11 protein-coding genes are annotated in these 11935 nt (G+C 57.6%); 1 reads left to right on the forward strand and 10 read right to left on the reverse strand.

Going from position 1 to position 11935, the window contains the following annotated elements:
• Positions 1–278: 278 nt before the first annotated feature.
• Both CR492_RS19760 and CR492_RS19765 read right to left on the reverse strand, forming a co-directional pair.
• The gene (locus CR492_RS19760) at positions 279–932 is read right to left on the reverse strand and encodes a hypothetical protein (RefSeq protein ID WP_102845436.1); all 654 of its coding nucleotides are present in this window, start codon (positions 930–932) and stop codon (positions 279–281) included.
• A 2-nt stretch (positions 933–934) separates the two neighbouring features.
• Positions 935–1207 (reverse strand): hypothetical protein, encoded by a 273-nt coding sequence (locus tag CR492_RS19765; RefSeq protein WP_102845437.1) that lies wholly within the window; start codon positions 1205–1207, stop codon positions 935–937.
• Positions 1208–1325: 118 nt separating this feature from the next.
• On the opposite strand from CR492_RS19765, the gene CR492_RS19770 reads away from it, so the two are divergent.
• Positions 1326–1565 carry a helix-turn-helix domain-containing protein gene (locus CR492_RS19770; protein ID WP_180982644.1) on the forward strand — a complete coding sequence of 80 codons (240 nt, stop codon included), beginning with the start codon at positions 1326–1328 and terminating at the stop codon, positions 1563–1565.
• A 362-nt stretch (positions 1566–1927) separates the two neighbouring features.
• Here CR492_RS19770 and CR492_RS19780 read toward each other — a convergent pair whose 3' ends face one another.
• The 8 genes from CR492_RS19780 to CR492_RS19815 form a co-directional block, all read right to left on the reverse strand.
• A complete protein-coding gene (locus CR492_RS19780) occupies positions 1928–3628 on the reverse strand; it encodes an RNA-directed DNA polymerase (protein WP_102845439.1) in 1701 nt (566 codons plus the stop codon).
• A 355-nt stretch (positions 3629–3983) separates the two neighbouring features.
• The gene (locus CR492_RS19785) at positions 3984–4766 is read right to left on the reverse strand and encodes a hypothetical protein (RefSeq protein ID WP_102845440.1); all 783 of its coding nucleotides are present in this window, start codon (positions 4764–4766) and stop codon (positions 3984–3986) included.
• Positions 4763–5911 (reverse strand): hypothetical protein, encoded by a 1149-nt coding sequence (locus tag CR492_RS19790; protein ID WP_146030345.1) that lies wholly within the window; start codon positions 5909–5911, stop codon positions 4763–4765. Before CR492_RS19790 ends, CR492_RS19785 begins: the two co-directional genes overlap by 4 nt.
• 88 nt (positions 5912–5999) lie before the next feature.
• Complete coding sequence (locus tag CR492_RS19795) at positions 6000–7583, reverse strand: DNA methyltransferase (protein WP_180982645.1); 1584 nt, start codon at positions 7581–7583, stop codon at positions 6000–6002.
• A gap of 655 nt (positions 7584–8238) precedes the next feature.
• Entirely contained in the window at positions 8239–8466 is a 228-nt protein-coding gene (locus tag CR492_RS19800) for a hypothetical protein (RefSeq protein ID WP_102845443.1), read from the reverse strand.
• Positions 8463–8834, reverse strand: a complete 372-nt coding sequence (locus CR492_RS19805) for a hypothetical protein (RefSeq protein WP_102845444.1) — start codon at positions 8832–8834, stop codon at positions 8463–8465. The genes CR492_RS19800 and CR492_RS19805 overlap by 4 nt, the downstream gene beginning before the upstream one ends.
• A gap of 148 nt (positions 8835–8982) precedes the next feature.
• Positions 8983–10245 (reverse strand): phage major capsid protein, encoded by a 1263-nt coding sequence (locus tag CR492_RS19810; protein WP_102845445.1) that lies wholly within the window; start codon positions 10243–10245, stop codon positions 8983–8985.
• Positions 10246–10313: 68 nt separating this feature from the next.
• Positions 10314–10874 carry a hypothetical protein gene (locus tag CR492_RS19815; protein WP_102845446.1) on the reverse strand — a complete coding sequence of 187 codons (561 nt, stop codon included), beginning with the start codon at positions 10872–10874 and terminating at the stop codon, positions 10314–10316.
• Positions 10875–11935: the final 1061 nt, after the last annotated feature.

Here is an 11935-nt window from a genome sequence, read left to right on the forward strand (position 1 = left end):
CTCTACACTCTCTCCGTCGTCGGCAGCGTCAGAGGTATATAAGAGACAGGGGTAGCGCCTCGTCACGGCGTGACAAGCGTGACGCAGGCGCCTCGCCGCGCAGACGTTCGCGCCGGCGCTGTTGTCGTAGCCGCGCGCCTTCGCGCAGCCGCGCCAGGCGCTCTTCGCGCTCGCGCTCCCTGGCGCGTTCGAGCGGAATGACGGCCGCCGCGATCTGCTCGGCCGTGCAGCCTTCCGCGACGAGAGCCGAGGCGATCGGTCCGAAGGTCGCCATGGCGTCAAACCTCGCAGCCGGGAAGCCCGATGAGAGATTGAATCAGGGCATTCGTCGAGAAGCCTGCGGCGTCAAAGCTTCCGCTCACCGTCGACAGATAGACGGCTTTGACACGAATTTCCTCAAGCGACGCGGAGACAAAGGCGCAAAGCTCGATGAGGGCGTTATAGGCGCCCTCATAGGCGGCTTGAGACGCCTCCTCGGCCGCCGCGAGGCCCGACCTTTCCCTGACCGCCAGCACCGCGACGTTGATCTCCTCGAAGCGCTCCAGCTTGACCCGCGCGAGTTCGTCTTGCGCCGCCTCGAGCCGCTCGCGCATGGCGGGCGACGCGCCGGTCTTGAAGACGGCGATCTCATGCGCTTTTTCATGCACGATCCAGCGCATCATTTGATCTTTGGTCTTTTGCAGATCGTGCACGTCGAAACAGAGGCCTCCAAAATCCATTTGCTTGCACAATTCGTCGAAGCGCTCGCAGGCCGCGGTTTCCGTGGCCAGCGCCTGGCGTTCCAGCTCCTCCGCGCGCCGATGCGCTTCGATGAGAGCGGCAAGGGCCGGCGAGGCCGCCGGTGCGGCCGAGGCGGCGGCGCCGGGGGCGGAGAAGACGGCGCCGGCCGATCCGGCGGCAAGCAAGGCCCGGCGGGTATGGTTCTCGACCATGGTCAGGCCCTCCCCTTCATTTCAGCCCGAAGCGAACGGATATCGCGCTCCGCTCGCGCTGCGATTTGCTGAGAAAAGTTCTCCGCCACGTTCAAGAGCGCATCGACGCGCCGGTGCAGCGCACATTTTTCGTCGCTTTGATCAATGCCTATCTCGCCAAAACTCTCGATTGCCACCCCTATGACCTCGTGAAGGATGGCGACGTCGGCGATCAGGAGGTCGAGGCTGTAATCTGGCAAGCCTGTAGCGGCTGCCAGAACGGAAGGGCTCGGCATTGGGAAAACCTTCAGATAGCGTTAATAAGCATGGCTAGCGATAATCGCTCATTAGCCATGAAGCAAGCGATTTTCGCTAACCGTAGCGATTTACCGATTTCTGTGCTAGGCAATGCGAATGATTACGCCCGCTCAATGCCGTGCCGCCCGCGCCCTTCTAGATTGGTCGCAGCAAGAGCTTGCTGACCGATCAAAAATCGGCAACGCAACGATTCGGAATTTCGAGAGTGGAAAATCTTCGCCCCAACACGCGACGCTAGACGTTTTGCGCCGCGCGCTCGAAGCCGCCGGCGTCGAATTCATTCCGGAGAACGGGTCTGGCGCGGGTGTAAGACTGCGAAAGGATATTCAGAATTAATGCTCTTTTGGAGCGGGCAAAAGCAATGCAGTGGATTCGATTTGACGCGCGTTTCGAAGAAAGGATCGAAGAGGCTCACCAGAAATGGAGAGACAACCTCCCCACGCATGATGCAAAGGAGCCGGATCCGCGCCAACTCGTCGAGGGACCAAAAACCAATGACGCAGTGGCCAGGTTGGTTGACCGGCGTTTCATCGAATACCTGCGAGAGGCCGGCATTCCCTTTGAGCGCCCTTAGGGGCGATAGCGATCTTCGCCAAGGAACGGGCGGTCGAGCAGCTTCAACACATTGGCGGACCCTAAGATGCGCTGGTGTCATTCCTCTCGCGCGAGCGAGACCAAGTAACAGCGAGAGCCAGCTCTTAAGTGTAGTGCTCGGATATTTTTCTCCCACTAAAAGTTTTCGTTCGAGTGATAAGGCGGTCCTTAGTATTGCTTTTTAGGTGCGCCGAAACCGTCGTAATCGGCAACCGGGGAATGTATTCCGAAAAATTTGAATCATCGAGGAACGTCACTTTTTCATCGAGTAGCTTTGAAAAAAGTGCGTCAGCGCGAATCTCCTTCTTGATCTGCGGGTCATTGGTCCAATCACGGAGGACAGCCTCGTAATACGGCAACCAACTCCTTCCATTTGCGAGTGATCCTGTAGGCGGCGGATTTATCTTCCAGTCGTCCCATTTTTCATCAAGCAGGCCCTTTTTGCTCAACAGACCCAATATCGCGAGCACCACAGGAGACTCGATTGGCTCATCGACGCTAAGAAAAGCTTTGCTGACCCTCAACCCCAGCACGCCACAAATGATGAGCGTCCACGTGACCTCGAAATCGTGCCCTCGCTTTGCGTGCATGGCGAATAGCAGTTGTGTCCACCCCTTAAACGCCTCAAATGATTCCGCATCCAATAAATCTGCACGATACATCACCACAAAGTCTGCGACAAATCTAAGACAGATAGTGAAGTCTCTTCCAACTCGAAGCATGCAGTTTCTGATGAACAAGAAATTCGCCGGAACAATGTTAAGAGTTAATAGGCGACGACAGAAGAAAATTACGGGCCTCGAATCTCGCTGTGCTTCGCAGTGCGCAAGTGTTATCTCCAAAAGACGCTGGACAGCGTCCCGTTGCCGATCACTAGATTTATAGGATAGTTGAAATCTTTCGATCTCATATTTCCAGCCCCCGTCGAAAATTACGCTCGAATGGATAATCTGGGTCTTAATGTCATTCAAGTAGAGATTGTATTCCCATAGCGCCTGACGCAGCGAATCCTGGCATCTTCGCGCGGTTATCTCGTCGTCAAACCCGACAAAGAAATCGTCTACAAGGCGGTACGCCTTATGCCCGTCGAGACACTTAGCAAACGACGAGTTCTTGTGAATTCCTGACAATAGAATTTCTGCAATTATTCTTGAAATATCTGGTCCAACGGGAATGCCGAAAGTTTCCCTTGAATTACCGCGTTGAATGGCCCTATCAATTTGGCTGGCCCAATGCTGCTCCAGTTTGTTTTTCTCGACTTTGTCCCTGCCTTCGCGAGTATCTTTGACGTAGTTCTTCCCGAGAACAGCCCATGGAAGCGAATGAGTGTAAATCGTGTGAAAGAAATTTTGTACATCCGCCTTCATAATTATGGGATAACGCGCTAGTATTTCCGCTTCCTTTTTTGTTCTCTGTTCAAAATCTAAGCCGACAAATACACGCTCTGCACTCTTCTCGGGGGAGACGTTGTAAAGCGTGATCTTTGAGGTCCTAATTGTCTTCCGAACTTCGCCGCGATTCTCTGCGATTATCAACGAAAGAGCAAGCTGACTGCTCGGATGCGGGAGCGCCATGACTCGCCGCGAATTCGTGGTGCGAGGGGCTGAGAACAACCCGTAGAGCGTCGTTCTTTCAAGCAGCGTCTTATCCGGCACCAACGAATCAAAATTCTTCACGCAGAACCCAGCGAACTTCTCTGTCGTTATCAAAGGCGGGAAATCTTCGCCCAGATAGTGGGATTTGAGAAGGAAACGGAGCGCATCCTTAAGGGACATTTTTTTGGGGGGCGTTGAAGGTACCTTCATCCAGCCTTGCGTCCGTCGTCAGGAGGAGCCCGAATTGTCCGATGCTTCATGCTAACCTAACACAAGCTTGACAACAAAGCGTACGACTTCTCAATCGGCCAGTGGTCCGCCTGCGCCGAATCGACAGCTTCCGCTTGGCGCAGGGGACGGACCTTGGATCGCACGTCGGTTCCGCGGCGAGCCTTGGATTTGCAAGGTCCCGTCAGCGATAAAGCCGCAGCCACATTCGAGGCCGCGGACACTATTGTTATCGAGGAAAACAGACGGGATTCGAGCGCCGCGTAAAGAAGTTCGCCGCGCGAGAGCGGGCATCGCTGCACCATGGGGCTTGGCAATCGCACGCCCCGCCCGCGGTTCACGGGCGCGCGTCAGGCTCGCACGCAAACTCAAGTACTACGTGAAATACCAGCACCTCGTTCCGCACACTCGTACCGGTGGCGCACGGCACGCGGCTGAAGAGCGTTTCGTCAGGTGACGTCTGGATGCGGTGCTTGAACGTTGGAACGGGCGGCGTTGAAACACGAAGCGCATGATCGATGCGCGCGAGCCACGTTGCCTTATCATCCGTTAGCGCGTAAGCGACCATGCCGCCGATTTCACGGTTGGTGTAGGGTTCCCTGGGATCGGAAAACCGCTTCAGGCCGCTGCCCGAGAGATAAGCGTTTTTGATATCGGCTTCGCGCAGCACGACCTTGGCCTCGATCCGAAGATCAAGATTGTCTGAATTAAGCCGGTAGATGCGAATATCGGTCGGTTTGGAACGCTTTCCAATTCCCGTCTTTATCTTTCGAGGCTGCTCGCTCGCTACGGCCAGCGTGTCGACGCCAGCCATCGTCGCATCAACCGGGAACTTCTTTAGGACTATCTCATCCCTGATCCTTTCCATCTCGGTGCAAAGCGCCTCGGAGATCGCCTCCTCGGACGGCACCAGACATACCTTGCCGTTGAGCTTTGATTTCGTTACACGCCACCAGCCATCGAGCTTGCGAAGCTGCTCCTGCCCGTCAGGACTGCACACGCGCCTCTGCGCTTCTTCCAGCAAACGCAAGGCCTGATGCAGCATCTGCTCCCAAACAAGGACTCGAGCCGTCTGATCGGTGCCATTAGAATGCGCCGAGAAAAATCCTGTGATTGTCACGCGGCCGCTCCAGAACGCAAAACCTCTTCGGAAATGCCGCGGGCGTCCGCAAAGGCCTGCTCGACGGTCCAGGCGACGCGCGTCCACGGCTTGGCTACCGAAACGCGCGAGGCAGCCGCATCGAATACAATTCGCGCATGGGGGTTAAAGCCCATATTGGCCTTAATGGCATCGAACAACGGTTCGGCGATCAATGCAGCCCCTGTTGCATCCGATTGACCAATCTGAATGCTCATGAGAGCGAAATGCTCTGAAGTAGAGGGCTGCTGAACTCTGCATTCGAAATTTGTGGCAGCGCCGAAGTGATCGGCCAGGCGACTGAACAACATCGACTGATAGTGCCCCACGATCTCGGCGTCGGGCGGTCCCAACGCGAAAGCGGGAACTTGCGCGTCCTCATAGCCGCGCCGAAAAAGCTTGTATTCGGTGACAGCCTGCACAAAGGCCGCGTCAAGCCCGACCTTTTGCGCGAAAAACGCCGTGATAGCATTTTGATCCATTGCCTCCAGCCGCTGCAGCTCGACATCGGCGAGATTCGTGAACGGAAACGGAACCGACTCGAGATCACTTTTCTCAAGGCGAGCGCTGTCGAGAATACGAGTTTTTCCGAAAAGCGCGTAGAGATAGCGCGCGACATCCGAAGTGAGATAACGCGCAATTCCCTTCATGGCCGCGATTGCGGATCGGTCCATGACGCGGGAATCTTCAGTGTAGAGCGCATTGAACGTTGAAACGAAGGCTATCGGCTCCTCGATGTAAAGAACTTCATTCATATGTCGCGGAATAAGAACGATACGGCCAGCAAACAACCTGCTGAACGCGCCTTTCGGTGTCAGAGCGCGGAGGTGATCGTGCGGGTAGTCGCCGATCTCCAACCCCTGCAGCCCGAGCCTCGCCTGATAATCTTCGCTGGTTAGAAGAAGGTTAGCGGGAACGCCGGTTTGGGACGTGCTACCGCCGCGGCTGATAACGAGGTGAGATGTAGAAATAAAATCGCCGAACGATCGTTTGAAATGTCGCGACCATAGCCGCAGGTGATTCGCGAAGCGTCGGTCGATGGGACGAAGCATCAGCGCCCAGAACCAGCTTTCGGGCGAACGTGACAAGTCGCGAAGCTTGTAGGGCTCGACATCGTTCTCCGACACGATGATCGACCAGAGGTGACCCCCTTCGCCTATCGGCTGCGAGGTCAAGAGCGGCGAGTAGACCCATACGTTATCAAGGTCAGCTGGCTCACGGTTCTCCCCAAAGATCGCAAGTGTGGGGCTGCGCGCGCCCTTGAATAGTCGGTAGCGAAAATGCGAGAAGTTGGCTAGGCCGACTAAGCTTTACTTGCTTCGCAAGTGCCGCCGGGAACGCCCCGGCGGACGGCGCGACGTAGCTTCGTGTCGAAATTAAAAGGCCGAACACACCACTCTTTTGCAAGAGGTCACGTTGAATTTTCCAGATGAACAACTCGGAGAGTCGCTTGTTATTAACCGGGTACAGGGCGGCATCGAGTGAGGAAATATAATCGCGGGCAAGCTTGAGCCGCGCGTCGCGCTGCGCAGCGCTTGTTGGGCTACGCTGTTCGTTGCTGCGGCCCGTTTGCTCGCCAAAGCCTCCCCAAGGAGGATTTCCGATCACATGTGAGAAGCGCCCAAGGCGAGTCAAATCGTCGCCCGAAATCGAGAAGAGATCACGGTCCAGCACATTGCCACCAAGGCTCGGAAAGACTCGTCGGCTTCCGGCGAGCTGCTTGAGTTCCTTGATCGAGGCGTTCTCGACGTAATCGAGTAGCGTCAGATAGAGGCTAAAGCGCGCAACGTTTGCAGCCTGGAGGTTTTTCTCGATGCCAAAGATCGCATCCTCCAGAATGGCGCGCGCTTTTCCAAAGTGCGCCGGTGTCCACTTTCGGCGTGGCATCTCGCGCTCGAGGATGCGGCGATAGGCGCCAACGAGGAAGATGCCCGAACCCGCGGCCGGATCGACCACTCGGCTTTTGGCGGTGAAAGCGTGAATGCGGTCGATTTCGTCGAGCACGTAGTCGACCAGGAAAGGCGGCGTGTAAAATGCGCCATCGTCGTCTTTCTTACCCGGGTCCTCGATCAGGAGAAAGAGCTCATAGATCGCTGAGATCGTCTCGGTGCGAAGCGTCGAGAACGACACATCGAGAAAACCTAGCTGCCGCGCCCCGACGCCCAGCGTGTCGCCGTGCCGGATTGCGCGGCGCACCAAGTGGAGCGCGCTGGAGGGAATGAGGCGCCGATTGCTCGAAGAGATCGGAAAGATCGCGCCATTAAGGACGTCATCGATTTTGTCAAATAACAACCAAACCTCCCGAGCGGGCCACGGGCGGTCGCCGATGTTTACATGGCCCTGGTCGTCGATGGCCGCGGCAATTTGCGGGCATGCCGACTTGCCGGCCCGGTCCTTGAGCCCTGCGATCCACGTTCGGCCAATAATCTTCCGGTCGAGAAGTACAAAGAAATAGATGAATCGGCCAATGAGTGCATTGACGAGTGCAGGCTGTTGACGAAGCCCGGCGTGGTCGCGACGTACGGCCTCATTCAACGATTCGATCGCTTTTAACAGTGCGGCGTCAACGCGGTTCGATCGGTCCGTCACATAGTCCCGCCACACGACAGAACTTGATAGCGCGATGGCGGTGAGCGACGTGAGTTCGGGCGGGATGCTCGCGCCGTCGCTCAAGCGGTTCCATGGGACGGTGACCGGGCGCGCGGTGCTCGACGTAAAGCTACGCCGGATTTGAAGACCCGCCGGCGTGGCCACGAGCAGGATCGGGACTACGCCCTGACTCCAGACAAGGCGGTGCATCAAGCTGGCCGCGGCGTCGTCAGACGCGATTGCAAGGTAAAGGATGGGCGCAAATTTCCGCGTGTTATGACGGCCAGACGGAAACCCAAACACGGCATAGACGCGGATACTGTCGAAAGCTTGTCGCACCACATGTCGATTGGTCGTCGATCGGAAGTCGGACCATTGACGCACTAGCCCGCAGCTCTCATCGAGACCTAGTTTAGCGATGACTACTTCCAGCCGCGGTATAAGTTCGACTGAAGCAGTTTGTGGGGACGCAGTAGGCATCTCTATACTCGGCTAGTCATAAAATGGAGGAACGGTACAGACCCACCGCAGGCATCATGCCGGATCAATTGCTGATAAGTCATTACGAATTATCGATTTTCCCGGCTGCGCCAAAAATCACTCAGGGCGTTGAAAACGTTAATGCCCCCGCTAACGGCCGACTCAGCGGAAGTCCCGTAAAATAGAACACAAAATGAACATCGCAAAACGGCAAATGCAGAGCCCTCGCTTTGCCGGCCGCCTGCTGCTCGCCAACCAAGCCTTTCTCGGCAATGCCGCCAAGCCTAGCTTGAGCCTTTAACACGCCGCGATGAGGACGGCGCGTCCTTTTTGGCGGGTATCGAGTCTCTTGCACACGCCAAATGCATTGCTAGGGCCGCGTCGGCTACAGCCTCAGTCGCACGAGCATTCTCTGCCGGCGGTTTTCGGTCGCGCTGATTGCGCTTTCGCCCATGCGGAGTTCGACGCCGGCGGCGCGAAGCGTGTGGATTTTTTGCAGGATAGATTTTTCGCCGACGCCGAAGCGCTCGCCGAGAGCGCTGGCGGGAACGCCGTGGTTCCAAGCCTTGATGAGCCGCGCCGTGCGATCGCTGGTCCAGACGAACGGGCTCATTGCTGATCACGCTCCGGCTCCTCGACGAACTCGCCGCCGACGTCGTCGAGCATGGCCAGGCCGCCCTGGATGAGCTCGAAGCGCGCTCGCGGCTGCGGCGCGCCCAGCACCTCTTTGCAGTAGCTCCGCGCTTCCACAAAGAACAGTAGAGGATGCCCTCGATCTTCCGCCGTGAGGAAGAATTGCCGTTCGAGGGTCCGCAAGCAGGCCCCGATCTGGTCTTTGAAATCGGCGTCGCTTCGGCACATGATTTTGAGGGCCTCGACCAAGACCATGCGGTCGACCGCCTGGCGGACTATGAGTTCCTTGACCTTGTCATGTAGCGCTATAGCGGTCGCGGCGCCGCGACGCATCGTTTGCTCATCCATGAAGTACCTCGGCGTTCGGCAAAGACGGCGCGGCGGCGCCCGAAAAAACCCGCCGCGCCGGCGGGCGCCAGCCGAATTTACTCAGCCGGCGCCCGCACCATGGCGCATCCCCGCATCACGCCCGCAATGTCGGACGCGCCAATCTTGATCAGGTCGCCGATTGCTGCAGGTAGCGGATCGATTCGTTCGATGCATCGATCATGCGGCCGTCCGCACGCGCCCAGGCGAGGAAGCCGATCTGGCCCTTCGCCGTGTAGGCGGAATCCGTGAAACGCAGAAGCAACATCGACATGACATCGCGGATCATATATTTCGAGAAGTCGCCGAATAGTACCGTCTTGGCGTTCGCCGCCGGGCTGACCATGTCCTGGTTGATCACAAGCCGGGCGCCGAGCAAAGTGTCGAATCCCTGATCGCCGCCGAGCGCGCCGCTGGTCGACGGCAGCCAGATCGGGCGCCCCGCGCCGTCTTTCAAGAGCTTGATTGCCTTGAAGGTTGTATCGTTCATCATGAAGGCGCAGTTCTGCGAGCTGCGATAGGCTGGATCAACCGAATGATAGAGACTAATCAGACCGTCATAGGTGATCCCGGCCGTGTTGCCGGTGGGCATGGTGTAGCCAAGCGCTGCCTGATTGACGACGCCAAAGGGCTGGCCTGTTCCTGTTCCGTTTGTGAAGAAAACGTTCATGCTGCGCGCAAGGCGCGTGGTTAACCCATCGAAGACGACGCTTTCGACGTCCGCCGCCGCGTCCTGCAGGACCTCGAAGCTGACCGGGACGATTTTCGACGAAAATTTGAAAGCCTGGAGCGTCGCGACTCCAAATGTCATATCGCCGACCGTCGCCGCGACGTTTTCCGCCACAAGCTCCCCGACCGCGCTGGTGTCGTCAGACGTCGGCCAAGCAATCGGCGCGCCGCCGTCCGTCGCAAGAACCCGCGCGACCGTGCGCATGCCACCGAACGCTTTGAGTTTAGAGATCACGGTCGGCATAACGATCGTTGGCACAAGATAGCCGCCGGCCACGCTTGTTCCTTCCGCGACGTTCACGATCCTGCCGCGGTTGCCGGGCGCGTCGGCCGAGACCAGCGCCCGCTCTTCCGGCGTAAGGCGCTCCATGCCGACACAGAGAGCGCGGTTGAATGCCTTGCGCGAAGCGTCAATCTTGGCGGCGTTTTCGTCAATCGAGCGTCCGTTGTGATTGCTGAAATCGTAGGCCCTGCCTTCAAGATCGAAGGCGGCTGAGGCTACGCGCTCGAGATTGCGAATCTGGCCGTCAAGCGGGGCGATTTGCTCATAGAGAGCGTCACATTCGTCGCTGTCTTGTTTGCGAAAGGGTTTGCGATCGAGAATCGCTTGCGCTTTTTGAACGAGAGCGAATCTCTGTTCGCGGAGATCCTGTATGCCAGCCATTTTGTCGTTTTCCTTTCGTCTGCTGCACGGTTCGACCTGTATGGTGATGAGCGATTGCGGAGGAGGCGTTACCAATCGCCCTCGAGCCGGCGGCGCTCCGCCGCAAACGCGCGCTCGGCGTCGCTCTCGAAGGCCTCAAGACGCGTCGGTTCAAGTGTAAGATCGGCAACGGGATAGGCCATGAATGCGCTGACGCGGCCGGCAAAGCGGGATGCGGCGGCGTCGACAATCGCGGCGAGACGCGCACGCGTTTCGACTGCGGCGCCGTAGGCAAGGCCGAAGTCGTTTTGCGCCTGTCTGTAACGGTCATAGAACGCCGCGAAGTCCGCCTCGGTCTGCTGGCGGCGCGCGTCCTCGGCGCGGCTGCGCAAAGCCGGAAGCGCGAGCTGACGGCGCTCGATGGTTCGATTGGCGCGGGCGATTGCGAGATCGACCACTTCGACCTCATCATCCGCCGCTTCACCGGCGAGCATTTCGGCGCGGCGGCCGATAAGCTGCTCGCGCTCAGCGAGGGCCGCCAGCCGCTCGGCGTCGGCGCGCGCAAGTGCGGTTGCGGGGCTTTCCGATGGGGCTTCCGATTCGACAGCTTGAGGCTGTAGAGCGCTGGATTTAGCTCCGACCTTGATCATGTTTGTCCTCGGCGAGTGTTGCGAGCGTGGCCGCGGAGATTGGCGATCGCTGCGATTGCGAGCTCGCGGCGTCGCTCGCGCATCAGACGACGAAACTCATTTCGGAGCGCGCGGGGCGAACGCGCGGGCTGGGCAAATTGGCTCATGAATTTGAAGTAACGCCACGCGGGATCGTTGCGCAGTTTCATTGTATGCCTTGTTGAGTAACTGTTGACATGTTGACACGACTTATGCCTCCACGCAACATGGGCAAAAGTTGTTTGCTGTTGTCCCGCTATACTCTCAAATCATGTTTGTTATTGGTTGTTATCGTTTTGTCGGCGGTCGCTTTTTTTGAGAAATTTTTCGCCGCTTTGGGATCGGCTTAGATCTCCCGCGCAGTGCTTGCGATGAATGCTGACAGCCGGCGACGTCGCGACGCGCGCGGGGGGCGCCTGTGTTTGCCATGAGGCGTGCGATTCGATCGAAGCCGCGCGATTTCTGAGAAGCTCTCGATTAAATCTTCGTCCTGGCTGTTAAAAAAAACATTTCGAGAATATCGCGGGATTTTTCAGAGTGTTGAGTTACCGGTCTACGACGTGCTTGCCTCAAGGTTTTGGTACCCCCCGGTGCCTACGCCTAAAGCCATTTGGCTTCAACAAAGGCGCGCCGCCAGGTTGTGGGTGTGTAGGCGATGAGACCTTTGGTTTATCTTTATCCTCCCGTCCCTCCCGTTTTCGGGAGGATAGGGAATTATACAACTCATTGATCTAATTAAAGACGGGAGGATGCGGGAGGAACGGGAGGTTATTTCAAATGAGATTTACAATGCGGGCGCGCGCGCACGCGCATGCATACGTGGGGGTACGCAAAATCCTCCCGTTCCTCCCGCATCCTCCCGTTGTCTGATATTTCAAGCACTTGCTGCTCCGACTATCCTCCCGAAAACGGGAGGGACGGGAGGATAGAGCGGCGCTAGCCGTCAAAACGCTGCCCTTCGCGCTCCAGCTCCTCGCCGCTCCACGCGTGGCCCGATTGATCGACAAAGTCGGTAACGCCTTTGGTAAGCTCGATATCGAGCC

The sequence above is a fragment of the Methylocella silvestris genome (genome assembly GCF_002891535.1).
Classification (GTDB): Bacteria; Pseudomonadota; Alphaproteobacteria; order Rhizobiales; family Beijerinckiaceae; genus Methylocapsa; species Methylocapsa silvestris_A.